The sequence below is a fragment of the Pseudomonas sp. C6002 genome (assembly GCF_013385805.1).
In the GTDB taxonomy this organism is placed as follows: domain Bacteria; phylum Pseudomonadota; class Gammaproteobacteria; order Pseudomonadales; family Pseudomonadaceae; genus Aquipseudomonas.
Genome location: NZ_JACAPH010000023.1, coordinates 59,431 through 83,602 on the forward strand (window position 1 = coordinate 59,431; position 24,172 = coordinate 83,602).

Below are 24,172 nucleotides of genomic sequence, written 5' to 3' on the forward strand. Positions count from 1 at the left end.
GCTCCCTCGCCACAGGTTAATCAGTCATAGGTTGGGTATCAGTTAGCCGAGATCGCCCCGTCCACCAACACCTGGGCCTCTTCCACCAGTTGCTTGAGGTGATCTTCGCCGATAAAGCTCTCGGCGTAGATCTTGTAGATGTCCTCGGTGCCCGATGGCCGTGCGGCGAACCAGCCGTTTTCAGTCATGACTTTCAGCCCGCCGATCGCCTGGTCATTGCCCGGCGCGTGGCTGAGGATCTGCTGGATGCTTTCCCCGGCCAACTGCGTGGACGTCACCTGGTCTGGCGACAGCTTGCCCAACAAGGCCTTCTGCGCCGGAGTCGCCTTGGCATCCACACGAATGGCGAACGGCTCACCCAGTGCATCGGTCAGCCCGCGATAAATCTGGCTTGGGTCCTGGCCTTTGCGCGAGGTCATTTCCGCCGCCAGCAGCGCCGGGATCAAACCGTCCTTGTCAGTGCTCCACACGCTGCCGTCCTTGCGCAGGAACGAGGCGCCGGCACTTTCTTCGCCACCAAAACCCAGCGAACCGTCGAACAGGCCATCGGCAAACCACTTGAAGCCCACCGGCACTTCGTACAGGCGACGGCCAATGCGCTTGGCCACGCGATCAATCAAGCCGCTGCTGACCACGGTCTTGCCCACCGCAGCATCAGCGCACCATTCGGGGCGGTTCTGGAACAGGTAGTCGATGGACACGGCCAAGTAGTTGTTCGGCGCCAGCAAGCCACCGGACGGCGTCACGATGCCATGGCGGTCGTGGTCCGGGTCGCAGGCGAAGGCCACGTCATAACGGTCCTTGAGGCCGATCAACCCCTGCATGGCGTAGCTGGAGGACGGGTCCATGCGGATCTGGCCGTCCCAGTCGACGCTCATGAAGCGGAAGGTCGAATCCACTTCGGTGTTCACCACGTCGAGGTTCAGGCGGTGATGCTCGGCGATGGCCGACCAGTAGCGCACCCCTGCTCCGCCCAGCGGATCGACGCCCAGGCGCAAGCCAGCGTTGCGGATGGCATCGAAGTCGATGACGTTGACCAGGTCGGCCACGTAGGTGTTGAGGTAGTCGTGGCGATGAGTGGTGTCGGCCTTCAGCGCCTGGGCATGGGTGATGCGCTTGACCCCGGCCAGCTTATTGGCCAGCAGTTCGTTAGCCTTGGCTTCGATCCACTTGGTGATGTGGGTGTCGGCCGGGCCGCCGTTGGGCGGGTTGTACTTGTAGCCGCCGCTTTGTGGCGGGTTGTGGGACGGCGTGATCACGATGCCGTCGGCCAAACCACTGGTGCGGCCGCGGTTGTAGCAAATGATGGCGTGGGAAATCGCCGGTGTCGGGGTGTACTCATCGCCTTCGGCGAGCATCACGTGCACGCCATTGGCGGCCAGCACTTCCAGCGCACTGGCGCCGGCCGGGGTGGACAACGCGTGGGTGTCGAGGCCGACAAACAGCGGGCCGTTGATGCCCTGGGCTTCACGGTACAGGCAAATGGCCTGGCTGATGGCAAGCACGTGCCATTCATTGAAGCTGAGGTCGAACGAGCTGCCGCGGTGCCCGGAGGTACCAAAGGCGACGCGCTGGGTGGAGATCGCTGCATCAGGCTGGCCGGTGTAATAGGCCGTTACCAGTCGCGGGATGTCTACCAGCAACTGAGCTGGTGCCGGCTTGCCCGCAAAAGGACTGAGAGTCATGCATAAACCTCTGAAAGAGAAGGATTCGGAAAAAAGTGCAGTTTACTGGGACTTGGACTGCTCCGCGACGTTATAAATCCTACAGCAATCAGCGAAATTTCATTCAGCGCCGGTCTGTGCCTGCCTGAGCGCCAGAGCCAGCTCATCCAGGGCATTCTCCAGGTTATGGGCGCCGTCAACGGCATGGCTCAGCCGCAGATGCTGGCAGTGCAGGCCACTGAGGCTGAACAACTCCCCCGGCGCAATCACCACCTGCCGGGTGAGCAGGCGCTGGAACACCTGGCGCATATCCACCGGGGCCTCTGAGCGCAACCAGAAGGTCGCGCCAGCGGCGGGCATTCGGTAGCTCACCTGGTTGCCCAGATGCGTGTCCAGCCGCAGGCCCATGAGCCGGGCCTGCTCTTTGAGTTGCGGGCGCAACTCCCGCAGATGCTGGTCTATGCGCCCGCTTTGATAGAGCCGCGCAATCGCGCGCTGGCGGATAGAGGACAACCGGAATGCGCGCAACAGGAACTGGCGCTGCAGCTCGCCGCTGAGGTGGCGCGACAGCAAATAGCCAAACGGCGCTTCCGGCCCGAGCATCTTCTCGAACGTGGAAAACACCATCAGCCGCTCGGGATTGGCCAGGTCCCGTAACGCGGTGATTGGCTGCCCGAAGCCGAGGTCACCATGGCTGTCATTTTCTAACAACCAACAGCCATGCTGGTCCAGCAATCGCACTAGCTGCAGGCGGTCATGGGTGGACAGGACTACGCCGGACGGCAGGCTGACACCGGATGACAGCAACGCCAGCTGCACCGGCTCGGTGCTGAGCAAGTGCTCGAACAACGCCAGGTCCAGGCCGTCGTCCGCCGTGAATGGCAATTCGAGAACCCTCACGCCTGCCCCCTGCAACAACCGCAGGATCAGCCAGTCACACGGGGATTCGACGATGATCGCAGCGCCCTTGAGACCCAGCACCTCGATCAGGATTTCCAGTACCCCGCGCAAGTCGGCGCCGATGTATACCTCGTCCGCCTGCCAGCAACGGGTTGGCGACGAGGTATAGCGCGCCGCGAGCGTCGCCCGCAGTTCCCACACACCACAGGGCTGCGACCATGGCTGCAGATGATGCGGGTAATGCCGCAACAGTTCGCGCTCGAGCAGCAACAGCGCTGCGTCCAGTGACGCCGCAAGTGCCGGCTCATCGGCGCTGAGCACGCGCATTCCCGGGCGTCGCGCACTGGCATAGAGGCGCTCCAGCAGGTCGCCACCGCTGCTGCCTGGCGGTTTATTCAATACCGGCCAGGCGTAGTAGCCCGACTTGGGCACCGAGTACACCCGGCCCTCCTTCTCGAGCAACGAGTAAGCGTATTGAATGGTCGAGATCGACACATTCAGGCGCTCCGCCAGCTGCCGCAATGATGGCAGTTTTACCCGGGCATCCGTGCCCACCTCGCCGATGAGGTTGATCATGTAGCGATACACCGCCTGGTAGGCGAAGTCGGTTTGCCGGTCGTCCCTGAGGTTCATCGCTGGTCACCCGCCGCCACCCGCTTAACGCCCCGCCAGTTGGTAGGCTGCCAGGGCGGGCGCACCTTGCTGTGGCGTCTCGGCCATGCCCGGCACGCCGGTGGCTGGCCGCTTGCGATAGAGATGTTGCAGCAGGTCGATCGGCAACCCGCTGGTGTCGATGGCCCATTGCACCAGCATCTCGGCCACCGGCTTGCCTTGCAGCGCCTTGTGCAGCTCGGGGAGCGCCACCAGCATGCCGGGGTGGCATTGGCGCAAAAAGCTTTCGAGACGCTCGCCGTGACGGATAAACGGCGAAAACATCAGGCAGTTCAGTTGGCTTTCATCCAATCCGAACAGCGCCTGGGCGTAGTCGGCCGCCAGCGCTCGACCATCCTGGGTCGCTGCCTGGGCAATCAGGTGTTCGGGAATCTGCTTGCGCCGCATGAACAGCGCGGCCTGCTGCATGAAGCCCTGTGCGCCCTCCTCGTAATCCAGTTCCCGCAGGCACTCGGCCTGCAGGCCCCGCAGATGGGCCATCAGCAACGGGTTCGCATAGCTCGCGTGGCTGAAATGAAAGCCAAACTCGTCCGGTTCATAGCCCATGAACTGACGCAACAGCGGCCCGGAGGAGTATTCGGCCGCGTCCTTAAGGTCGGCAGCGCCGATATAGGCCAAGTGGCGATGGTTGTCCGTGTCGGACTTATCGGCGACGGCGTAGCGCTCGCCGTAAAGGTCGCAGTAATAGGCGTTGCTCCACTCATCCATGCGCGCGAACAGTCCGCTGAGCACCAGAGGCTGGCGCGGCGGGACCTCTGCACCGCTCGCCAGCGCAGCCTTCTTCAGCCACGCCAGGTACTCCCGCTGCTTGCGCGCGGAGTCACCGCTGACCAGCGCGTGCACGCCCCCATTGCAGGTGGTGACGCGCTGGTAAAAGTCACCGAGGGCCAGGTAGGCGTCGTTGCACAGGGTTTGGCGAAGATCTCCCGAGGTCAGGTGCCCCACCATCAGCATATTGCGCCGGCTGGTGTCGCGCGCCGCACTGGAGGCCGGCCGCAGGTGGTTGAACGGCAAGACTTCCTGATTCTCGACCATCAGCAATTCGACACGCGCATCGTCATGCAGGAACAGCGCGCTGTAGCCGCGGTGCAGCGTGTCCAGGGCATTTTGCGACATGCCGGCATGGCGCAGGGTCGCGACCCGCAGTTGAAACGTCCGCGGCGCCCGGCCTGCAAGCGTCAGCTGGGCTGCCCGCAACAACGCCAGGACATAGCTGCTGCCGGCGCCTGCGCCGTGAGCGACCAGCACCTTGTATTCACCGATCCGCTCCATGCCGCCTGCCGCTACCACGATTCGTTGAATCAATAACTGGAGCGAGGTACGTTCTGTTCGAGAGAAATGCCCTATCAAGCGTTGCAATACTTGTTGATAGACATAGTTCATGGCTTGTTCGTGAATAGCGCTCATAGTTCTACTACCTGAGTTGAAATATCAGTTTCGGGCAATCGTTGACGGCATTTGCCTGACCTGTTGTTTCTGTAGGGGCGTTACAACATGTGACATTCAATGGAGATTAGCACCGGGCCCTACCTGCCAAGCCGGCCTTTGGGGGCTTCCAGTCCCGAAAAGGCGCCAAGCCAAGGGGCACGCAGCCCAAACCGAAAGTCTTAGGAACGCTCTGACAACTTCCTACGCTGCTTTAACTTACAAACTAGAGAAGCATCCGACATAACCCACTTCAATATTGATGTTCCGGCAAAACAGCCATGGGAAACATTATTGGGCTTGACGGATGTACGGGGTGATTTCATATATTCAATCATTGCTCAATCCTTGAGATAAAAGTGACGGGGCAATTATCGGCACTTGAATAATGATTAACAGATACAGAACGCCGGCTAAAACCGGTTCAGATGGGGGCTTGCATGGGGTATCGAGTGTGCAAACACGACAACGCCGCGCTGGGATTCAGGGCGGCGTCAGGGGCATACATCTGGTTTATCGGGCTGAAGTGCTGAAATCCCGATTCAAGCGGTGGGCAGGTTAAGTCCTGTCAAATGGCGCATTTGCCCCATGCGCCCAGGGGGCAGGAATACTCGCTTGAGAATATTCCCACAGATCAAACAGTTTCTACCTGCAAGGCAACCCGTTCACGGCACGGACATTCGTCCATATAGCGGTGCGCTTCAACGAACTGGCTGAACGGAAATACCGTGGTTTTCAGCGGTACCAGCACCTTGTCGGCGGTCAGTTGGTTGATGTCACGCAAGGCTCGCTGCAAGGCCACATGGTCCTGGATGATGCCCAGTTCCGGTTTGCCGGTGAAGTTGCCGATGCAGTGCACAAAGAACTGAATGTTCTTCTGGAACGCCGCACAGGCCGGGAATGGCGTCTGGTTGCCACCTTGCAGGCCGTACAGCACCAGGCTGCCACGCGGCGCCAGCACATCACCCAGCAACGACATCTGCGGGCCACCCAAGCCATCGAACACCACGTCTACGCCGCGGTTGTCGGTGAACTTGTTGACTTGCATCAGCAGGTCCTGTTCTTCGGTAACGATCACCTTTTCCGCCCCGAGGGACAGCAGGTATTCGCGCTCATCACTGGTCTTGGTGGCGGCAATCACCCGCACCCCCAGGGCTTTGCCCAGCTGCACAAACGATGGGCCGGCACAGTGGCTGGCGTCCGTTACCAGGGCGAATTGCCCGGGTTTGACCCGCGCCAGGTCCATGTACGCAAAGTAGGCAATCAGCAACGGCGTGTAGTGCACGCTGGCTTCGATCGGGCTCAGGACATCCGGGTAGCGGGTCAGGGCCGAGCGCGGCAGGACGATCTGTTCGCCGTACACCGGGTAGTCATTCGGGCTCTCGGCCGGGAAGCTGGCGACCTTGTCACCCACCGCCAGGTCGTCGACACCCTCGCCAACGGCCACCACCACGCCGGCCATTTCATGGCCAAGGCCGGAAGGCAAGCGGGCATGGGACGACGCCAGGTTCTGGCGCCACAGAATGTCGTACCAGCTGATGCCAATCGCCTCGACGCGCACCTGCACTTCGCCCGGTGCGGGCTTAGCGGCTGCATGCTCTTCGCATTTGAGCACCTCGGCCGGACCAAACTTGTGAAAACGGATCGTGCGGGACATCGCAAACCTCGTCAAAGTAACCTCTATTGCCATGAACTCTATCTGGGCTTTCGGGGCAAGACCACCGGTCGCCGTTAATAGTCGACATGCCTGTCATTGATTCCGCACATACGGAAAAGGTGCCAAGCCATGTAGGAAAACTGAATTAGCCGGTGCAGAGTACCAGCCTTTCCCCGTAAGATTCATGCCGGTCATTGTTCTTATATGACCGCTCCCGTCAAGTTTACTGACGCCGCCTGGGACACAAGATGAACCGTAACGACCTGCGTCGTGTCGACCTCAACCTGTTGATCGTATTCGAAACCTTGATGCATGAGCGCAGTGTGACCCGCGCTGCCGAGAAACTGTTCCTTGGCCAGCCGGCCATCAGCGCAGCCCTGTCACGCCTGCGCGGCCTGTTCGACGACCCGTTGTTCGTGCGTACCGGACGCAGCATGGAGCCCTCGGCCCGTGCGGTAGAAATCTTCGCCCTGCTCTCCCCGGCCCTGGACTCGATTTCCACGGCCGTCAGCCGCGCCTCCGAATTCGACCCGGCCACCAGCACCGCGGTATTCCGCATCGGCCTGTCGGACGACGTCGAATTCGCCCTGCTGCCGCTGCTGCTCAAGCGCCTGCGGGCCGAAGCCCCCGGCATCGTGCTGGTAGTGCGCCGCGTCAACTACATCCTGATGCCCGGCCTGCTGGCCTCCGGCGAAATCTCCATCGGCGTGAGCTACACCACCGATTTGCCAGCCAACGCCAAACGCAAAGTCCTGCGCCGCAGCAAGCCGATGCTGTTGCGAGCCGACAGCATGCCGGGCTCCATGAGCCTGGATGACTTCTGCGCCCGGCCCCATGCCCTGGTGTCGTTTGCCGGGGATTTGAGCGGGTTTCTGGATGAAGAACTGGAAAAACTGGGCCGCAAGCGCCACGTAGTCCTGGCTGTGCCGCAGTTCAATGGGCTCGGGACATTGCTGGCGGGCACCGATATTGTCGCGACCGTGCCGGACTATGCCGCTGAAGCGTTGACTTCAGCGGGTGGCTTGCGGGCTGAGGAGCCGCCACTGCCGGTGCGCACATTTGAATTGCACATGGCGTGGCGTGGGTCACAGGACAATGATCCGGGGGAACGGTGGTTAAGGTCGCGGATTCAGATGTTTTTTGGCGACCCGGACAGCCTATAAAGCAACAGCACCGCCGGGCATCACACCGAACTCGTCACTTCGCTCTGAACAGATTGCAATTCCCCGGGAACCGGCTCATCGCTGGCGATCGGCCTTGGGCCTTGAATCACGGCCAGGCGCCCGATGCTCGGCGAGCTTTTTTTGCTCTTGTTTGAATTGCTGTTGCCAGCGGGCCAGCGCCTCAGCCCCGTCCGATGCCTGCACCGCCATTGGCACAGACACGATCATCCCGAAAAGCGTCCAGATAAGGAGTTGCTTCATTTCATCTCACCTTCGTTGTTTTAGCTGAAACGGGTTCGGATATCGGCACGCTGGTATTGGTCGAGCAACCACGCCAAATCCCGGTAACAAGCAGCCAGGTCGCGGGCACCAAGGCGGATCAGTGATCTCGACGTACGCCGGGCCTGGGCCGCGCTGATCGCTGAATCGAAGGCATATCTGGCAATACGCCGATCGCCCGCTTGCACACACCTGGCGATTGATGAATCAGGCTTCAGGTCGCGTGTCTTGCGGTGCAGCAACCTTAACTGTCGACCCAGTTGAAGCGAGACGGCACCGGCCTCATCGGCGCCCGACAGCGCTTGCAGGGCAACCATCCGGTGCTGTTGCGTGGCCTGCCACTTCAGAAGATCCATGCGGTGCCCGTGACGCAGTAACCGGCGTGTGTCCTTGTGCAGCGCGGTCCTCAGGACGGCGGCGTGGCTGGCGGGTTTCCCCGGCAGCAACTGGAAGGCCAGCAGGCAGATAGCAAGCGTCACCATCCAGGCCAGGGCTTGATTCGCGAAGTCAGCGAAGTCGTATTGGGCGGTCCCGGCGGTGCCGACCAGGGTATTGAACGTAATCAGGTAGGCGACGCCTTGCAGGGCATGGCGCGGCCGGGTCGTGGCATGAATCCCGACCGCCCAGAACGCAACCAGCAGCACCGTGAGCAACCCGAACCCGCTGATGTGCGGCAACAGCAGGAACTTGCACCCCGCCGCTGCCAGGATTGCGTAGAAGGTTCCCCTGGCAAGGCTCGCAATGCCTTGCTCGGGCGCCGCGCTGGTGGCCAGCAAGGTGCAGAACGGACCCAGTACGGCCAGCAAGGTTGGCCCCTGGTCCCAGCCGGTGAGGTACCAGACAGCACCGGTCGCCAGCGTGGCCAGCAACGCTCGCACACCGTTACGCAGTGCAGCGCCGTAGTGTCGGTGAAACCCCACGGCGCGGGCCGGCGGCAGGGGCGCGCGCTCAAGGCAGGCAAAACTCGACAAGGCGCTGGCCAGTTCGGCCAATGGTTCATTCAGACGCCGCTGGCTCGCGCCTGGTTCAAGGCTGGCTTGCAGCTCCCGGACACGATCGGCCGCCACGCAAAACCCGGGCATGGCTTCAGCCAGCCGGCGCAACTGTGCGCCGATTCCAGCGTGCGAAGGTATCGCACATTCGTCGAGCACCACGGCATGCAGATACGCAAGTCCTGCCTGCAGGGTCGCCAGCCTGGCGCGGATCAGCACCGACTCGCCCCGACCAATCCCGAGAAGGTCGTCCACTTTGCTGATATCGATGGCCAGCGGGTCCTGCGCACGCGCCGGCCCGCCGTCAAACCGCACGGCCAATAACCGCAGGGTGCGCGACGAGACGTCGCGAAGTGCCATGGTCAGTGTGCGCTCGACGGTCTTGCGGCTGAATAATGTGGCCACCAGGCTCAGGCTCAACACCCCCAGAACAACGGTCGTGCCCCGTCCGACGATATGTTCGAAACCTTGCTGCGGCGCGACGATGGCGGGCCCCAGGGCCAGGCAAACGGTGTAGCCGGCGACCACCGCCGCCGTGGCCTGGTAGTGCCGAAACACGGTCATGGCGCCGACACAAAGGCCCAGCCATACCCCGATCCCGAGGATAAACAGCAGCATTTGCTGGGCGAACAGACTGGTCAGGACCAATGCCACAGCCAACCCCACGAGGGTGCCCAGTGCCCGGTGGAAGCCCTTGCCAACCACTGCCCCCTGCAGCGGATGGATCAGCAACAACACGGTTGAGGCGGCCGAGAACGGCGAATCCAGGTGTAATTGGAACCCCAGCCACAGGGCCAATGAGGCCGCCAAAAGACTACGCAGCACATAGCCCGAGGTAGCAGCTTCCCATGCCCCCAGCATGCGCAGTGCACGGAGCATCACATGAACGCCTGAAGCCATTGCACCAGCCTCCAGCGCGGCGCCGTGCCCTCCTCGGCAACCTCGATGCTGGCGGTCATCCCCGCCGCCAGCTCCACACCGGGCGGCACCTTGTCCAGTTCAATCCGCACGGGCACGCGCTGGGCCAGGCGTATCCAGCTGAACGTAGGCGCCACCTGGGGCAAACCACTGTTACTGCGCAGCTCGTTACCGTCGGCAATGCCCCGACCAATGCTCGCCACATGCCCTTCGAGCAGCGGTGAAAAACCCATCAGCTTGATGGACGTCGCAGCCCCCACCCGAACACCGGCCAGCTTGGTCTCCTCGAAGTAACCGGTGACCCAGAAGCTATGGCTATCGACCACAAAGATATTGGTCTCGCCCGCTGCCGCGTAGTCACCCGGCTGCAGCCGCAACTGGGTCACATAGCCGTCGACCGGCGAACGAATCGTCGTGCGGTCCAGATCCAGCCGCGCATGGGCCAGTTGGCTGCGGGCCGCATCCAGGCGCGCCCTGGCCACCGCCAGGTCCCGGGCTGCGTTGTCGGTTTCCTCCCGCGCAATCGCATCGCCGAGCTGGTTGCGGCGTTTGAGCTGTGCACTGCGCTGCTCGAAAACACTGCGCGCCTCGGCAAGCTCGGCCGTGCGCTGTTGCTGGGCAAGCAAGTAGCTGCTGCGATCGATCTGGTACAGCAACGCGCCCTTGGCGACCCACTGGTTGTCACCCACCAGCAGGTGTTCGACCTGGCCGGACACCTCGGGGGCAATACGGATAACTTGCGCGCTGACACGCCCGTCCCGCGTCCAGGGGGCCAACTCATAGGCACGCCACAGTTGCGTGCAGAACAGCAATGCGGCCAGCCCGAGCACCAGGGTGACGAGGGTCTTGAGGATGTGTTTGATGATCATCGCGCTGCCCTCAAAAGCTCAGAACCAAGGTCGAGAGCACGATCAGCGACACAAAGAAACGCGCCAGGCTGGGGTGCCAGGCCCAATCCAGCCAGCGCCGCAGGGCCCGCTCCAGTAGCCCGTACACCAGGGCTGCAACGCCGACGTAGAGCAAGAACGGAGGAATGTAGAGGTGGGCAATCGTGATTTCGCTGAGCATCGGTTGAATCTCGCAGTCGGCAATCACCTTGATCGCCTTGATGAAGATGGTAGGGACTGCAAGGTCGTGCCGATATTGAGTATGCTGCCAGGATATAATCAATTTCAGACAATCGAGGTGGTGCAACATGGGCGAGATGAAGCTCCAGGGCGTTGATCAATTCGAACTGGACAGTTTTGATCAGCCCGCCGTCGCGTTGATGCTCGGCAGCCAGCGCAACGACACCGAATTCCCCGTGCACAGCCACCGCAAAGGCCAACTGGTGGTGGCGTATCACGGCGGTATCGTGTGTACCGTAGAGGATGGCGTGTGGATGGTGCCGTCGGGCTTCGGCGTGTGGATTCCAGGCGGTATCGCCCACAGCAACCGGGTGACCGCCAACGGCAGGATCGGCTATCTGTTTGTCGAGCCCGGCGCCGCCGCGCTACCGGAGAAATGCTGCACGCTGGTGCTTTCGCCGCTGGTCCTGGCGTTGATCCTGCACCTGAGTGCCCAGCCCCAGGATTATCCGCCTGCCTCTGCCAATTCGCGCGTGGCGAGCGTGCTCCTTGAACAACTGGAACTGGCTCCTTCGGAGCAGTTGTACCTGCCGCTCCCCGCTGCTACGCAGTTGCGCTTCATCGCCCGCGGCCTGGCCCAGGACCCGTCAAACCGTTGCACCATGGCCCAGTGGGCACGCCAGGTGGCCATGAGCGAGCGCTCCCTGGCCCGCCTGGTCAAGAGCGAAACGGGCCTGACTTTTGGCCAATGGCGCAAACAATGGCAAATCATCGTGGCCTTGCAGAGCCTGGCCGAGGGCGAGTCGGTGCAACGAACCGCCGAGGCGCTGGGGTACGAGTCGGTCAGTTCGTTCATCAGCATGTTTCGCAAGACACTGGGCTCGTCGCCGGCGCGCTACATTCGCCGTACGGCAACGCGCTAGCCTCAAGGTGCCTCAATCACTGCCAACTGCTCCGCCAACAACCCCGGCAATCGCGCCTGCAAAAACCCGACCCACGTCCGCACCTTGGCATCCAGAAAGCGCCTTGATGGATACACCGCGAAAATGCTCCGCTCCCGTAGCCGATATCCGGGCAACAGCCGCACCAACGAGCCCTCGCGCAGCGCCGGGTTGGCGCTGAAGAACGGCAACAAGCTGATGCCCATTCCTTCCTGCGTCGCCTTGACCATCGCATCCGCGACATTGGTCCTGAAGGTGTCACCCGGCGAAATCGCAATCTCGCCCTCTTGCCCTTTGAACAACCACGCATCCTCCTGGAAATCCTGCAGATGCAACCGTCGATGCTGCATCAACTGCTGCGGATGCTCGGGCACGCCGTACCGGGCCAGATACCCCGGTGCCGCACAGGGCACACTGAACAACTGCCCGATCGTCTGGCTGACCAGCGCCGAATCCGGCAACGAATGGGCGATGGAGATCACCACGTCGTGACCCTCTTCAAGCGGGTCCGGGTTGTGCTGGGACAGGGTCAACTCGATGGACACGTCCGGGTATTGCTCGCTGTAGCGGGCAATCAGCGGCGTGATCAGCACCCCCAACCCGCTCATGCAATGCACCCGCAATCGCCCGCGCGGGTTGAGGTGCGCGCCGCTGGCTTCTGCCGTGGCTTCCCTGACGTCTTCAAGAATGTCGCGACAGCGCAACAGAAAGCGCTCGCCCGAATCGGTAAGGCCCAGGCGCCGGGTGGTGCGTTGCAACAGGCGGGTCTGCAGGTGTTTTTCCAGCTCGCAGATCAACCGTGATACGTGTGCCCCGGACAGGTCCAGCGCCTCGGCCGCTGCGGCAAAGCTGCCAGTGTCGACAACCCGGGCAAACACCCGCATGCCATTGAGCAAATCCATCAACATTGCCCCTCGATTGCTACGTGATACGTACGAGTCATTCACCTGTTCCTGTCTTTATCCCGCTGCGGCAATCACTAAAATGAACCCTACTCACAGAGGAACTCATCATGAATATCAAATGGCTCAGCCTGCTCCTGTTTTTCACCGCCGCCGGCGCCATAGCGGCCGGCAGCAATGAAGCGCTGGATATCCAACACGTTGTTTCAATCACGCCCGTGCCGGGCAGTTGCCAGGTAGAACCGGCGACCATGGTGTATCTCGACAGCCAGGGCGCCAGCCATACCGTCCACTACCAGGTCATGGGCACGTGCCAGGGCGGGGTTTAAAGCAGCTTCCAGGTGTAACTGAGGATCAGCCGGTTCTCGTCGATGTCGCTGCGGTAGTTTGAACGGGCCATGACATTGCGCACCCGAATGCCCAGGCCGCTCAATGTGCCGCTTTGCACCACATAGCCGATATCCAGGTCGCGCTCGCGATCCTTGCCTTCATAACCCGCGCCGGTGGTCACGTTGTTACCGGTGATATAACGCACGGTGGTGGTCAGCCCCGGAATGCCCAGCGCCACGAAGTCATAGTCGTACCGCACTTGCCAGGAGCGCTCGTCGGTGTAGGCAAACTCGTAGGTGGGTACTTCGTTGCCCAGCGGCGTGATGTTGGCGAAGACCCGCGGGAAGGCACTGTCGCCGTACATGGCTTGATAACCGACGTAGAAGATATGGCCGCCATGCTTGGCCGACAGCAGCGAGAAAAACGCCTGGTTGTCGATCTTGCCGAGCAGTTTGTCGCCGTCTTCCCGGGCATCGTAGTAGCCGAGGTTGGCGCCGAGCGTCCACTCGCCCATTGGCTGGCTGTGCTTGAGGCCGACAAAGTCCTGGCGGTAGATGTCCTTGAGTTGGCCATGCCAGTAGCTGACGCTGGTGCGGTTGGTGTTGAAGGCGTAGTCGCCGCCGACGTAGTTGAACCCATCACTTTCAGCGCCGCGTTGCGGCACATGGCCGAGCATGGCGATCATTTTCTCGTCGCCGGCTTCGTTGCGCAGGCGGGTGGTGGTCAAGTGCCCGGCCTGCAGCGCAAGGCCGGCGATTTCGCCGGAGCTGACACTCACGCCCTGATAGCTCGGCGGCAGCAAGCGGATATCGCTGAAGGCCAGCACCGGCAGGTTCGGTTGCAGTTCGCCGACCTTCAATTCGGTCCTGGAAAACCTGGCCTTGAAGGTCAGGCCCAAACGGCTGTAATCATGCGGGGCGCTGCCGTCGCCCTTGACCGGGAGCAGGCCGGTATTGGTGCGGTCCGGGCTGCTGTCGAGCTTGAGGCCGAGGGTGCCCAGGGCATCCAGGCCAAAGCCCACGGGCCCCGGGGTATAGCCGGATTTATAGGTCAGGATAAAACCCTGGCCCCACTCCTCTGCCTTTGATTGCTTGTTGGCGCCGACGATGTCCGAGAAATCGCGGCTGAAGTAATAGTTGCGCGCCTGCAAGGTGGCGGTGGAGTCCTCGAAAAACCCGCCCTCGGCCGCCGTCGCCGCAAGCGGCACGCCCAACAGGGATAGCCAGATACGTTGTGTGTTCATGTCGTTGCTCTTAGTTATTGTTATCGACAGTTACTGCGCCGGGGCGGCGATCACCTCCTGCCGGCCCCGACGTTCATTCAGCGCATACGCCGTCATTGCCAGCACGGCGATGGCCCCGGGGATGGCAAAGGCCATGAAGTTCAGGTGCAGCGGCAGTTCAATCCCCATCAGCACGCCGCCCAGCAGCGGGCCGACGATGGCGCCGGTACGACCGATACCGGAAGCCCAGCCCAGGCCGGTGGCTCGAATGTTCAAGCCATAGAGTTGTGCGGCGCCGGCGTACAGCAGGATTTGCGTGCCGATGGTGGTGGCGCCGGCAAAAAAGATCAGCAGGTACAGGACCGGCATCGGGCTCTTGATACCCAGCAGGCTGATGGAGAGCAGCGCGGCGATAAAGAAACCGATCACCACCTTCACCAGGTTAAGCCGGTCACACAGCCAGCCACCGACAAGCGCCCCGGCGATGCCGCCAAAATTCAGCGCCAGCAGGAACGACAGGCTCGATCCCAGGCTGTAACCGGCACCCGCCATCAGTTTGGGCAGCCAGGAACTCAGGGCGTAGACCATCAACAGGCAGCAGAAAAACGCGATCCAGATCGCCGCCGTCCTCAAGGCCAGGCCGTGGCGGAACAACTCCAGCACCGAAGCGCCCTTGCCTTTACCGGCGCTGACGAGCAGTTGGTCTTGCGGGTCGATCCGGGTCTGCGGCGACAGGCGCTTGAGCAGCTCACGCGCCTGTTCATTGCGGCCCTGGCGAATCAGGAACCCGATGGACTCAGGCAGCCAGTACACAATCAACGGCATCAGCAGCAGCGGGATCGCCGCGGCGAAGAACATGGACGACCAGCCAAAACGCGGCAGCATGAAAATCCCCACGCCGGCCGACAGCATGCCGCCCAGCGAGTACCCGCCAAACATCACCGCCATCAGGATGCTGCGCATTTTCTTCGGTGCGTATTCGGTAATCAGTGCGGCCGCATTGGGCATCAGGCCGCCACAGCCGAGCCCGGCAATAAACCGGCAGATTCCGAACTCAGTCGGGTTGCTGGCAAAACCGTTAATCACCGTGGCGACGCTGAACAAGGCAAAGCAGATGGCGATGCCTTTGCGGCGACCGAACTTGTCGGCCAGGCTGCCGAAGACCAGCGCGCCGAACATCATCCCGAACAGCGCATAACTGCCCAGAGCGCCGGCCTGCAGGGGCGATAGTCCCCATTCCTTCATGATCGACGGCAAGACCACGCCGTAGATGAACAAGTCATAACCGTCAAAGATCAACAGCACAGCACACAGGCTGACCACCAGCCAGTGGAAACGATTGAAATGGGCATTATCGATAATCGAATTGACGTCATGGGTACGCATGGCAGTGCTCTCATTATTGTTGTTGTGAGTCAGTGTCTGCAGGTACGGCGCTGGGTCAGCCGAGGTCGCCGCCTCCTACCGGCAAGGTGACGCCCGTGATGTAGGAGGCCTCATCAGAGGCCAGAAACAGAATCGCGCCGGCTTGTTCGTCGATGCTGCCGTAGCGCTTCATCGGGCTGCTGTCGAGGGTCTGGTCGACGATCTGCTGGTACCAGACGCGCTCCTGGTCGCTCTGGGGCTGGCTGTTGCGCGGGATCCGCCGCGGTGGCGCCTCGGTGCCACCGGGTGCGGTGGCGTTGACCCGAATGCCGCTGCCGGCGGTCTCCAGGGCCAGGCACGCGGTCAAGGCGTTGACGCCGCCCTTGGCCGCGCCATACGGCACACGGTTCACTCCGCGCGTGGCCACGGACGAGACATTGACGATGGCACCGCTGCCCTGCTCCAGCATGTAGGGCAACACGCAATGGCAGCACCACAGGGTCGGGAACAGCGAACGGCGCACCTCGGCTTCGATTTCGTTCTCGGCGTAGTGCTCGAAGGGCTTGGCCCAGATGGTCCCGCCGACGTTGTTGACCAGGATGTCGATACGCCCGAACCGTGCCTTGGCAGCGGCCATCACACGGGCACATTCGGCATGCTGCTCCAGGTCGGCGGTGAGGATCAGCGCCCGCTCATGCTGCAATTCATGCACGAGTTCCGAGCGATCGACGGCCACCAGCCAGGCGCCCTCTTCCAGCAAACGCTCGGCAACCCGCCGGCCGATGCCCTGGGCGGCGCCGGTCACCAGCGCAACCTGGGTGTTGAAACGTGGAGTCATGGGGGATTCCTCAGGCGGCGTCGCCGGTGACGATGGCGTTGGGGGTGAACTTCTCGTAGTGGAAGCTGGCGGGGGTGACGCCCTGGTTCTTGAAGTGCTGGCGTACCGCGTCGACCATCGGTGGCGGCCCGCACAGGTACACATCCACGTCGCCATCGTTCAGCACGTCAGCGGCCATGTGCTGGGTGACATACCCCTGCCGGGGGTGCGCGGTCTGGGGGTCGGCCACGCAGGTGACAAAACCGAAGTTGGGCAGGCGTTGGGCGAACGCCTCCAGCGCCTCGACCATCACCAGGTCCTGGTCCCGCGTCACGCCGTAGATCAGCGTGACCGGCCGGGTTTCCTCGCGCTCGGCCAACACTTCAAGCATCGACAGGAACGGCGCCAGCCCCGTACCACCTGCCAGCAACAGCAGTGGCCGCGCCACTTCGCGCAGGTAGAAACTGCCCAGCGGCCCGGTCATCGGCACCGCGTCGCCCGGCTGGGCACGCTCCAGCCAGCCACTCATCAACCCGCCGGGCACATGCTTGATCAGGAAGCTCGCGCGTTTGTCGCCGGGGCGACTGCTGAAGGAATACGCGCGGGTCTGCCCACTGTCGGGCACGCCGATATTCACGTATTGCCCCGGCAGGAACACCGGCGCCTGATCCAGTTCGAAGCTGACTTCCAATGCTGCATCGGCATGCCGGGTAATACTCGCCACCGTCGCGGTAAATTGCGCGGTGCCGGTCTTGCAGGCACCGGAAGGCACCGGCACGGCAATCACGCAGTCCGACTGCGGCACCATCTGGCAGGTGAGCACCTGGCGCTCAGCGGCTTCATCCTCGCTCAGGGCGTCTTCGATGTAGTCGTCGCCCAAGTCATAAACGCCGGTTTCACAGCGACATTTGCAGGTGCCGCACACACCGTCGGAGCAGTCCATGGGCAGGTTGATACGTTGGCGAAAGGCCGCGTCGAGGACCTTTTCACCCACCTTGCAGTCGATGAAACGGGTTACCCCGTCCTCGAAGTTCAGGGCAATGGAGTACGTCATGGGCGTGTCCTCAGATGTGGTAGATATCGATGACCTGATGGATGTAGTCGTTTTTCAGCACCACCTTCTTGCGCGTGATCAGCGGCTGTTCAGCGCGGATGTCGAGGCGATAGAACGAGGTACCGAAGTACGTATCCGTGGTCTTGTAGCGATGGCTGAGGGTTTGCCAGTTGAAACGCAACTCCACGTGCTGCCCGTCGTCGGCCAGCACTTCGAGGTTGGTGATCAGGTGCGCGGTGCGCGGCTCCGGGGTGCTGGCGCTGGAGCGCTCGGTCTTGATCCGGAACACCCGGTCTTCCAGGCCGTCGCGGCTGGGGTAATAGATCAGCGAGATTTCGCTCTGGGGGTCTTCGGTCAGCGTGTCGTGGTCGTCCCAGGCCGGCATCCAGTACTCGACCCTGGGTGAATAGCATTCGAGCCACTCATCCCACTGGCGGTCATCCAGCAGGCGGGCTTCGCGGTACAGAAAGTCCAGCAGGCGGTCACGGGAAGCACTCATGCCAGCACCTCCTTGTCCGTCGCGATCAAGCCTTGCTGCTCCCGTTCGATAGCGCGTTGCAGGTTCTGGGCCCAGTGGGCGTGCTGGCGCACGAACAGGCCTTCGTCCTCGGTCTTGACGCCACTGAGCTGCGGATTCATGCCCATGGCCCGGGCGTTTTCGTCAGGGCCTTCGACCCACTGTTTGGCGCCGCGGCTGAGGTCATTCCACAAGGTGGTCGCACCCTGGTAGCCGGTCTGGCAGGCGCGGAACTCTTCCAGATCGTCCGGTGTACCCATGCCGCTGACGTTGAAGAAATCTTCGTACTGGCGGATGCGCGTGGTGCGTTCCTCGGCACTTTCGCCCTTGGGCGCCATGCAATAGATCGTGACTTCGGTCTTGTCGACCGCGATTGGCCGTACCACGCGGATCTGCGTGGAGAACTGGTCCATCAGGTACACATTCGGGTAGAGGCACAGGTTGCGGGTTTGGTCGACGATAAAATCGGCGCGTTCCTGGCCCAGGCGCTCGGCCAGCGCCTCGCGATGGGCATGCACCGGACGCACTTCGGGGTTGAGCAGGCGCGTCCACAGCAGGATATGGCCATGCTCGTAGGCGTACACGCCGCCCAGGCTTTTCGACCAGCCATTGGCATCCACGGTGCGCGTGCCTTCGGCTTCGTAATTGCGCCGGCCCATGGTCGCCGAGTAGTTCCAGTGCACGGAGCTGACGTGATAACCGTCGGCGCCGTTTTCGATCTGCAGCTTCCAGTTGCCGTCATACACATATGACGAACTGCCCCGCAGCACCTCCAGCCCCAGCGGGGCCTGGTCGACCATCTGGTCGATGATCACCCGGGTCTCACCCAGGTAGTCGCTCAGCTCCGGCACCGTCTCGCTGAGGCTGCCGAACAGGAAGCCGCGATAGTTTTCGAAGCGGCCAAGGCGTTTCAAGTCGTGGGAGCCGTCACAGTCGAAGCTGTCGGGGTAGGCGCCGGTCTTGGCGTCCTTCACTTTGAGCAGCTTGCCGGCGTTGCTGAAGGTCCAGCCGTGGAACGGGCAGGTAAACGAGCCTTTGTTGCCTTGCTTACGGCGGCAGAGCATGGCGCCACGGTGGGCGCAGGCGTTGACCAGGCCGTGCAGCGTGCCGTGTTTGTCGCGGGTGATGACCACGGGCTGGCGGCCGATCCAGGTGGTGAAGTAGTCGTTGATCTCCGGCACCTGGCTTTCGTGCGCCAGGTAGACCCAACCGCCTTCGAAAATGTGCTTCATTTCCAGGGCAAACAGGTCGGGGTCGGTGAAGATGTCGCGGCGGCAGCGGAACACCCCAGTGGCGGGATCTTCCTGGACGGAGTCGCGCAATTGTCGGGCGAGTCGGTCGAATGTGCTGATCATGGGGTAGGCCCTCGGTTGTTCTTGTATCAGGCCCCCCCACCTTATGTGCTTGCCCTACCCCTCAATATCCGCTGACTGCAATTCGTTATCCGCCTGGCGCGAGCCGGCGCTTCCACGTTTGCGAAGGCAGCTCGCCAAAGCGTTTGCGATAGGCCTCGGAGAACCGCCCCAAATGCACAAACCCATGATCCAGCGCCACCTCCGTCACGCTGCGCGCCGTGGCCAGTTGCAGCATGGCGTGCACCCGCTCCAGCTTGCGCTGGCGCATGTAGTCACGGGGTGACAGGCCGACCTGGCGTTCAAACAAGGTATACAACGAACGCTCGCTGACCCTGGCGATGGCCATCAGTTGTTCGACGCTGATGTCGTCGGCCAGGTGCTCCTCGATGAACTGACGCACGGCTTCAAAGCCCCTACCCTGATCCGGTCGCGGAATCACCCGCAGGACGTTGCTGGCCAGCAGCGCCAACAGCTTGTTCGCCACAATGCGCTCGTACAGGCCCTGCACTTCGGGTTCGGCGGCGTTTTCGGCCTCATGGCAGATCAGCCCCAGCAATTGCAGGAACCCACCCATTTCGGCAAGTGCGTGGCGCGGCGCCGCAAAACGGATGCCCGGCTGCGGCAACGTCCAGTGCTGCTCAAGGCAGGCGTTTTCCAGCAGGCGCACGGGCACCTTGACGATGAATTTTTCGCAGTCGGCGGAATAGGTCAGGTCTACCGGGTCATCCGGGTTGATCAGCAGCACTTCGCCGGGGCCCAACACCTGTTCTTCGCCACGGGAGCTCGAGCGGCAGTGGCCGTGCAGCAGGATCTGCAGGTGGTAGATGGTTTCCAACGCCACCGAGGTCACCCGCACCGGCGCGCCGTAGCTGATGCGGCACAGGTCCAGGCTTGAAAAGGTCCGGTGGCTGATGCTCGCCTGCGGGCGGCCCTTGGGCGGCAGGCGGATGCAGTGGCTGCCGACATGCTGGTTGACGTAGTCGGACACGGCATAGGCATCTGCACGGTCGAAAATCTGGCTGCGCTCACTCAATAGCACGGTCATGGTTGCGCCTTTTATTGTTATGGGCCCTGCGTATGTACTTCACCGCAGAGTGATGCGGGGGACGCAAGCCGTCCAATATTCAATAGGTGTTGCTTCATACCCCGAAGGTATCGTGGGTTCACTTTCGCTGCAAAACCGACTCACCGGCCTGGGGCGGCAGCCGCAGGTTATCCAGCAGCGCCACGCCGGCGATCACCGCCACTAGAAGAAACGTCAGCTGGAAATCGGCGGTGGCGGCCTGCCCGGTATTGCCGTGAAAATTCATGGCAAAACGTAACAACAGCGCGCCAATCGCCACGCCCATGGCCATGCTCAGCTGGAAGAACATGCTGAACAAGGTTGAGGCGTCGCTCATCTGCGCCTTGGGTATATCAGCGAACCCCAGGGTGTTGAACAAGGTGAACTGCATGGAGCGTGACAGGCCACCCACGAACAGAATGAACAGGATCAGCGCCCAGCTCATGCGCTCGTCCAGCAGCGCACAGGCCGCAATCGCGAGCACGCCAAGGATGCCGTTGATCATCAGCACCGAGCGAAAGCCCCAGCGCTGCATCACCGCCGTGGTGAACGGCTTCATCGCCAGGTTGCCGGCAAATACCGCGAGCACCAGCAACCCCGCATCGAATGCAGAAAGGCCGAACGCCAGTTGAAACATCAGCGGCAGCAGGAACGGCAAGGTGCTGATGGCCACCCGGAAAATCGACCCGCCGCACAGGCACACACTGAACGTGCGCACACTCACCACACCCAGCGCCAGCAATGGTTGGGCATGCCGGCGCATATGGCGCCAGGCAAAGGCGCCGAGCATTACGCCTGCAGCGCTGAGTAACAGGCCCTGCAACAAGCTGCCACGGCTTTGCCCGAGCAGTTCCACGCCGTACAACAGCGCCGCGCTGGCGACACCCACCAGCAGGAAGCCGCTGAAATCGAATGAGCGGGACGTGACCTCGTCGTGTTTGGGGATCAGTACCAGCGTGGCAATCAGCGCCAGCAGGCCCAGCGGCAGGTTGAGGTAGAAAATCCACGGCCAGGACGCGTGGGTAACGATAAACCCGCCCACAGGCGGCCCGAGTATCGGCGCCACCAGGCCGGGCCAGGTGATGAATGAGATCGCCCGCACCAGGTCTTTTTTCTCGGTAGCCCGCAGCACCGCCAGGCGCCCCACCGGCACCATCATCGCGCCGCTGATGCCCTGCAACACGCGCGCGGCGACGAAGGTCTGCAGGCTGTCGCTCCACCCGCACAGCAGTGACGACAGGCTGAACAGCACGATTGCCCAACCGAATACCCGCCGCGAGCCAAAGCGGTCGGCCAGCCAGCCGCTGATGGGAATGAACACCGCGACGGCGAGCATGTAGGCGCTCATACCGATGTTCACGTCCACCGCGCCCACGCCGAAGGTTTTGGCGATGTCCGGCAACGCGGTGGCGATCACTGTGGCGTCCAGGTTTTCCATGAAGAAAGTGACGGCGACCAACAAGGCAATCAGGGTTGAGCGGCGTTGGGAGGTCGACGTCATTGCTGTTCACTCATGGTTTCGAATCGGCACTTTATCAATAAGTGCGTCCTTTATGGTCCGCGAAATGCCTGCCTCACAACGTGGCGCCCGGTAACGAATTGCCCCGAATTGGGGTGCGCGCTTGCAAAAAACGGCTGTCTCACGCGCCAAAACCCATCAAAAACCTGGAAAAGTCATTAGTTGGCACGATAACCGCTTATTAGCCAATACAGGATTGTTGAACAATCCAAATCTCCCTGCATCCAGCAACCGAGGCGACAAACATGCAAAAAGGTCTGACGGGCAAGAACACCCTGCGCACATTGGCGCTAGCGATCACCCTGGCGTGCGTGACGCCGCTGCTGTCGGCTGCCGAAATCAAGGGCACCCTGAAACCGGGCGAGCTGTCCATCGGCTCCGACCTCACCTACCCGCCTTACACCTACCTTGAGCAAAAGACCCCGGCCGGTTTCGACCCGGAGTTCATGCAACTGATGGGCAAGCAACTGGGGCTCAAACCACGTTTTCTCGACACCCGTTTCGCCAACCTGATCCTCGGCGTCAACGCCCGGCGTTTCGACGTGGTGGCCTCGGCGCTGTACGTCACCCCCGAGCGCGCCAAACAAGTGGATTTCCTCAGCTACCTGAAGACCGGTTCTTCGCTGATGGTGCTCAGCACCGGCGACTTCAAGCCCCAGCGCCCGGAAGACCTGTGCGGCAAGCGCGTCGGGTCGATCAAGGGCGCGTCGTGGGTGCCAAAGCTGAACAAGGTTTCGGCGGACTACTGCCTCCCTGCGGGCAAGCCGGCGATCGAGTCGCGTGAGTTCCCGACGTCTCCGGAAGCCGCCCAGGCCCTGCTCGCCCAGGCGGTGGACGTGCAGATGGAAGACGCGGCGGTTGCCAAGATCACCGTGGAAAAACTGCAAGGCAAAACCGTGATCAGCTCCAGCGAGTTGATCTACCCGGTGGTGGTCGGCCTGGCCGTGCGCAAGGAAAACCCGGCACTGCTCCAGGCGCTGACCGGCGCCCTGAGCCAGATCAAGCAGGACGGCAGCTACGGCAAGCTGCTGGCGCGCTACAACCTGGCCGAGCCGAACGCCGCCGAGATCAGTGCGGCACTGGGTAACTGAAACGCGGAGCACCTTTATGCAATTCGATTGGCACTACACCCTGGGTTTGTTATGGAACGGCGACTTCTGGCGAGCTGTCGGCACCGTGGTCGAACTGAGCCTGGAAACCTGGCTGCTGGGCATTGTGCTGGGGTTTTTCCTGGCCCTGGCGCGGCAGTCGGAGCGCCGCTGGCTGCGGGACTCCGCCGGCGTCTACATCTGGTTCTTCCGCAGCCTGCCGTTGCTGGTGCTGTTGATCTTCGTCTACAACCTGCCGCAGGTGTTTCCGTCCACCAGCGTGGTGTTGTCCAACCCCTACTCCGCGGGCCTGATCGCCCTGGTGCTGAGTGAGGCGGCCTACATCGCCGAGATCCATCGGGGCGGCCTGCTGGCGGTGGTCAAGGGGCAGCGCGAAGCCGGCAAGGCGCTGGGCGTGGGTTATCGCGGCGTGCAGCGGTTGATTGTGGTGCCGCAGGCGCTGCGGGTTGCGTTGCCGACACTGGCCAACGAATACATCACCATAGTCAAGCTCACCTCGCTGGTGTCGGTGATTTCGCTTTCGGAAATCCTGCTGGTGGGCCAACAGCTCTACACCCAGAACTTCCTGGTGATGGAGACCATGCTGGCCGTGGCGTTTTATTACGTGTTCATCGTGACGGTGTTCAGTTGGCTGTTGCGGGTGCTGGAGAACCACCTGGACGTGACCCGGCGCAAACCCAAGGCCATCGCCCCCGCCGTGCTCGACCAGGTGGCCACGCGTCGTGCCCCCGGCCAGGCCGAGCCCGGTGAGTTTGCCTTGCAGGCTCGCGGGGTGCGCAAGGCCTATGGCGAGCTGGAAGTGCTCAAGGGCGTCGAACTGAATGTGCGCTGGGGCGAGGTGGTGTCGATCATCGGCCCGTCAGGCTCTGGCAAGACCACGCTGATTCGTACCATGAACGGCCTCGAAAGCCTCGACCGTGGCGAAATCACCCTGCAAGGCCAGCCGTTCCTGCGTGGCAGCCAGGAGCCGCAAGGCGCGCTGGGGCACAAGGTGCATATGCGCGGCATCGTGCATGTCGGCATGGTGTTCCAGGGGTTCAACCTGTTCCCGCATAAAACCGCCCTTGAGAACGTGATGCTCGCGCCGGTCTACCATGCCCATGGTAGCGGCGAAGAACTGCGCCTGTTGAGCCTGGCCCTGTTGCGCAAGGTCGGCATGCTGGAGCACGCCGGCAAGTACCCGCACCAGCTATCCGGCGGGCAACAGCAACGGGTGGCGATTGCCCGCGCCCTGGCGATGC

22 protein-coding genes are annotated in these 24,172 nt (G+C 62.2%); 5 read left to right on the forward strand and 17 right to left on the reverse strand.

Annotated features, from left to right (window positions below; genetic code table 11):
- Window positions 1–38: 38 nt before the first annotated feature.
- From pgm to HX817_RS16235, 4 genes are all read right to left on the reverse strand, one after another.
- On the reverse strand, window positions 39–1,685 hold the full coding sequence (gene pgm, locus HX817_RS16220) for a phosphoglucomutase (alpha-D-glucose-1,6-bisphosphate-dependent) (RefSeq protein ID WP_177040580.1): 1,647 nt from the start codon (window positions 1,683–1,685) through the stop codon (window positions 39–41).
- Between the two features lie 99 nt (window positions 1,686–1,784).
- Window positions 1,785–3,197 (reverse strand): PLP-dependent aminotransferase family protein, encoded by a 1,413-nt coding sequence (locus tag HX817_RS16225; RefSeq protein ID WP_003217136.1) that lies wholly within the window; start codon window positions 3,195–3,197, stop codon window positions 1,785–1,787.
- A gap of 24 nt (window positions 3,198–3,221) precedes the next feature.
- Complete coding sequence (locus HX817_RS16230) at window positions 3,222–4,643, reverse strand: hypothetical protein (RefSeq protein ID WP_177040581.1); 1,422 nt, start codon at window positions 4,641–4,643, stop codon at window positions 3,222–3,224.
- A gap of 652 nt (window positions 4,644–5,295) precedes the next feature.
- Complete coding sequence (locus tag HX817_RS16235) at window positions 5,296–6,318, reverse strand: zinc-dependent alcohol dehydrogenase family protein (protein WP_177040582.1); 1,023 nt, start codon at window positions 6,316–6,318, stop codon at window positions 5,296–5,298.
- A gap of 248 nt (window positions 6,319–6,566) precedes the next feature.
- Between HX817_RS16235 and HX817_RS16240 the strand changes: the two genes are divergently transcribed.
- On the forward strand, window positions 6,567–7,481 hold the full coding sequence (locus HX817_RS16240; RefSeq protein ID WP_003217142.1) for a LysR family transcriptional regulator: 915 nt from the start codon (window positions 6,567–6,569) through the stop codon (window positions 7,479–7,481).
- Between the two features lie 75 nt (window positions 7,482–7,556).
- Here the strand turns inward: HX817_RS16240 and HX817_RS16245 are convergent, their stop codons facing one another.
- From HX817_RS16245 to HX817_RS31630, 4 genes are read right to left on the reverse strand one after another with little or no spacing between them, the layout of a single operon-like run.
- The gene (locus HX817_RS16245) at window positions 7,557–7,742 is read right to left on the reverse strand and encodes a hypothetical protein (RefSeq protein ID WP_003217145.1); all 186 of its coding nucleotides are present in this window, start codon (window positions 7,740–7,742) and stop codon (window positions 7,557–7,559) included.
- A gap of 20 nt (window positions 7,743–7,762) precedes the next feature.
- Window positions 7,763–9,631: an FUSC family protein gene (locus tag HX817_RS16250; RefSeq protein ID WP_177040583.1), complete on the reverse strand. Its 1,869-nt coding sequence runs from the start codon at window positions 9,629–9,631 to the stop codon at window positions 7,763–7,765.
- Window positions 9,631–10,539: an HlyD family secretion protein gene (locus tag HX817_RS16255; RefSeq protein WP_102369129.1), complete on the reverse strand. Its 909-nt coding sequence runs from the start codon at window positions 10,537–10,539 to the stop codon at window positions 9,631–9,633. Before HX817_RS16255 ends, HX817_RS16250 begins: the two co-directional genes overlap by 1 nt.
- A 10-nt stretch (window positions 10,540–10,549) precedes the next feature.
- On the reverse strand, window positions 10,550–10,738 hold the full coding sequence (locus HX817_RS31630; protein ID WP_032899212.1) for a DUF1656 domain-containing protein: 189 nt from the start codon (window positions 10,736–10,738) through the stop codon (window positions 10,550–10,552).
- Between the two features lie 127 nt (window positions 10,739–10,865).
- Between HX817_RS31630 and HX817_RS16265 the strand changes: the two genes are divergently transcribed.
- Entirely contained in the window at window positions 10,866–11,660 is a 795-nt protein-coding gene (locus HX817_RS16265) for a helix-turn-helix domain-containing protein (RefSeq protein ID WP_003217152.1), read from the forward strand.
- A gap of 2 nt (window positions 11,661–11,662) precedes the next feature.
- On the opposite strand, the gene HX817_RS16270 is transcribed toward HX817_RS16265, so the two are convergent.
- Window positions 11,663–12,580: a LysR family transcriptional regulator gene (locus HX817_RS16270; RefSeq protein WP_177040585.1), complete on the reverse strand. Its 918-nt coding sequence runs from the start codon at window positions 12,578–12,580 to the stop codon at window positions 11,663–11,665.
- 110 nt (window positions 12,581–12,690) lie between these two features.
- On the opposite strand from HX817_RS16270, the gene HX817_RS16275 reads away from it, so the two are divergent.
- Window positions 12,691–12,909 (forward strand): DUF2790 domain-containing protein, encoded by a 219-nt coding sequence (locus HX817_RS16275; protein WP_177040586.1) that lies wholly within the window; start codon window positions 12,691–12,693, stop codon window positions 12,907–12,909.
- Here the strand turns inward: HX817_RS16275 and HX817_RS16280 are convergent.
- The 8 genes from HX817_RS16280 to HX817_RS16315 form a co-directional block, all read right to left on the reverse strand.
- Window positions 12,906–14,153, reverse strand: a complete 1,248-nt coding sequence (locus HX817_RS16280) for an OprD family porin (protein ID WP_102604629.1) — start codon at window positions 14,151–14,153, stop codon at window positions 12,906–12,908. The two genes, HX817_RS16275 and HX817_RS16280, sit on opposite strands and share 4 nt — an antisense overlap.
- Window positions 14,154–14,183: 30 nt before the next feature.
- On the reverse strand, window positions 14,184–15,518 hold the full coding sequence (locus HX817_RS16285) for an MFS transporter (protein ID WP_177040587.1): 1,335 nt from the start codon (window positions 15,516–15,518) through the stop codon (window positions 14,184–14,186).
- A 55-nt stretch (window positions 15,519–15,573) separates the two neighbouring features.
- Window positions 15,574–16,335: a 1,6-dihydroxycyclohexa-2,4-diene-1-carboxylate dehydrogenase gene (locus HX817_RS16290; RefSeq protein ID WP_008433831.1), complete on the reverse strand. Its 762-nt coding sequence runs from the start codon at window positions 16,333–16,335 to the stop codon at window positions 15,574–15,576.
- A 10-nt stretch (window positions 16,336–16,345) separates the two neighbouring features.
- A complete protein-coding gene (gene benC, locus HX817_RS16295; protein WP_177040588.1) occupies window positions 16,346–17,368 on the reverse strand; it encodes a benzoate 1,2-dioxygenase electron transfer component BenC in 1,023 nt (340 codons plus the stop codon).
- Between the two features lie 10 nt (window positions 17,369–17,378).
- Window positions 17,379–17,867 carry a benzoate 1,2-dioxygenase small subunit gene (benB, locus tag HX817_RS16300; RefSeq protein WP_177040589.1) on the reverse strand — a complete coding sequence of 163 codons (489 nt, stop codon included), beginning with the start codon at window positions 17,865–17,867 and terminating at the stop codon, window positions 17,379–17,381.
- On the reverse strand, window positions 17,864–19,240 hold the full coding sequence (locus HX817_RS16305) for a Rieske 2Fe-2S domain-containing protein (RefSeq protein WP_177040590.1): 1,377 nt from the start codon (window positions 19,238–19,240) through the stop codon (window positions 17,864–17,866). The genes benB and HX817_RS16305 overlap by 4 nt, the downstream gene beginning before the upstream one ends.
- 85 nt (window positions 19,241–19,325) lie before the next feature.
- The gene (locus HX817_RS16310; RefSeq protein WP_134326674.1) at window positions 19,326–20,285 is read right to left on the reverse strand and encodes an AraC family transcriptional regulator; all 960 of its coding nucleotides are present in this window, start codon (window positions 20,283–20,285) and stop codon (window positions 19,326–19,328) included.
- A 118-nt stretch (window positions 20,286–20,403) separates the two neighbouring features.
- Entirely contained in the window at window positions 20,404–21,804 is a 1,401-nt protein-coding gene (locus HX817_RS16315; RefSeq protein WP_102604625.1) for a DHA2 family efflux MFS transporter permease subunit, read from the reverse strand.
- Window positions 21,805–22,067: 263 nt separating this feature from the next.
- On the opposite strand from HX817_RS16315, the gene HX817_RS16320 reads away from it, so the two are divergent.
- Together HX817_RS16320 and HX817_RS16325 are read left to right on the forward strand one after the other, a co-directional pair.
- A complete protein-coding gene (locus tag HX817_RS16320) occupies window positions 22,068–22,913 on the forward strand; it encodes an ABC transporter substrate-binding protein (RefSeq protein ID WP_008433837.1) in 846 nt (281 codons plus the stop codon).
- Window positions 22,914–22,929: 16 nt separating this feature from the next.
- A partial coding sequence (locus HX817_RS16325; RefSeq protein ID WP_256348762.1) for an amino acid ABC transporter permease/ATP-binding protein occupies window positions 22,930–24,172 on the forward strand: 1,243 nt, incomplete at its 3' end.

Excerpts from the sequence above, each read along its gene's own strand:
- benB (WP_177040589.1), bottom strand. The coding sequence starts at position 17,867 with ATGAGTGCTTCCCGTGACCGCCTGCTGGACTTTCTGTACCGCGAAGCC.
- benC (WP_177040588.1), bottom strand. The coding sequence starts at position 17,368 with ATGACGTACTCCATTGCCCTGAACTTCGAGGACGGGGTAACCCGTTTC.
- HX817_RS16280 (WP_102604629.1), bottom strand. The coding sequence starts at position 14,153 with ATGAACACACAACGTATCTGGCTATCCCTGTTGGGCGTGCCGCTTGCG.
- HX817_RS16245 (WP_003217145.1), bottom strand. The coding sequence starts at position 7,742 with ATGAAGCAACTCCTTATCTGGACGCTTTTCGGGATGATCGTGTCTGTG.
- HX817_RS31630 (WP_032899212.1), bottom strand. The coding sequence starts at position 10,738 with ATGCTCAGCGAAATCACGATTGCCCACCTCTACATTCCTCCGTTCTTG.
- HX817_RS16255 (WP_102369129.1), bottom strand. The coding sequence starts at position 10,539 with ATGATCATCAAACACATCCTCAAGACCCTCGTCACCCTGGTGCTCGGG.
- HX817_RS16310 (WP_134326674.1), bottom strand. The coding sequence starts at position 20,285 with ATGACCGTGCTATTGAGTGAGCGCAGCCAGATTTTCGACCGTGCAGAT.
- HX817_RS16270 (WP_177040585.1), bottom strand. The coding sequence starts at position 12,580 with ATGGATTTGCTCAATGGCATGCGGGTGTTTGCCCGGGTTGTCGACACT.
- HX817_RS16240 (WP_003217142.1), top strand. The coding sequence starts at position 6,567 with ATGAACCGTAACGACCTGCGTCGTGTCGACCTCAACCTGTTGATCGTA.
- HX817_RS16305 (WP_177040590.1), bottom strand. The coding sequence starts at position 19,240 with ATGATCAGCACATTCGACCGACTCGCCCGACAATTGCGCGACTCCGTC.
- HX817_RS16265 (WP_003217152.1), top strand. The coding sequence starts at position 10,866 with ATGGGCGAGATGAAGCTCCAGGGCGTTGATCAATTCGAACTGGACAGT.
- HX817_RS16315 (WP_102604625.1), bottom strand. The coding sequence starts at position 21,804 with ATGACGTCGACCTCCCAACGCCGCTCAACCCTGATTGCCTTGTTGGTC.
- HX817_RS16275 (WP_177040586.1), top strand. The coding sequence starts at position 12,691 with ATGAATATCAAATGGCTCAGCCTGCTCCTGTTTTTCACCGCCGCCGGC.
- pgm (WP_177040580.1), bottom strand. The coding sequence starts at position 1,685 with ATGACTCTCAGTCCTTTTGCGGGCAAGCCGGCACCAGCTCAGTTGCTG.
- HX817_RS16225 (WP_003217136.1), bottom strand. The coding sequence starts at position 3,197 with ATGAACCTCAGGGACGACCGGCAAACCGACTTCGCCTACCAGGCGGTG.
- HX817_RS16285 (WP_177040587.1), bottom strand. The coding sequence starts at position 15,518 with ATGCGTACCCATGACGTCAATTCGATTATCGATAATGCCCATTTCAAT.
- HX817_RS16235 (WP_177040582.1), bottom strand. The coding sequence starts at position 6,318 with ATGTCCCGCACGATCCGTTTTCACAAGTTTGGTCCGGCCGAGGTGCTC.
- HX817_RS16320 (WP_008433837.1), top strand. The coding sequence starts at position 22,068 with ATGCAAAAAGGTCTGACGGGCAAGAACACCCTGCGCACATTGGCGCTA.
- HX817_RS16290 (WP_008433831.1), bottom strand. The coding sequence starts at position 16,335 with ATGACTCCACGTTTCAACACCCAGGTTGCGCTGGTGACCGGCGCCGCC.
- HX817_RS16230 (WP_177040581.1), bottom strand. The coding sequence starts at position 4,643 with ATGAGCGCTATTCACGAACAAGCCATGAACTATGTCTATCAACAAGTA.
- HX817_RS16250 (WP_177040583.1), bottom strand. The coding sequence starts at position 9,631 with ATGCTCCGTGCACTGCGCATGCTGGGGGCATGGGAAGCTGCTACCTCG.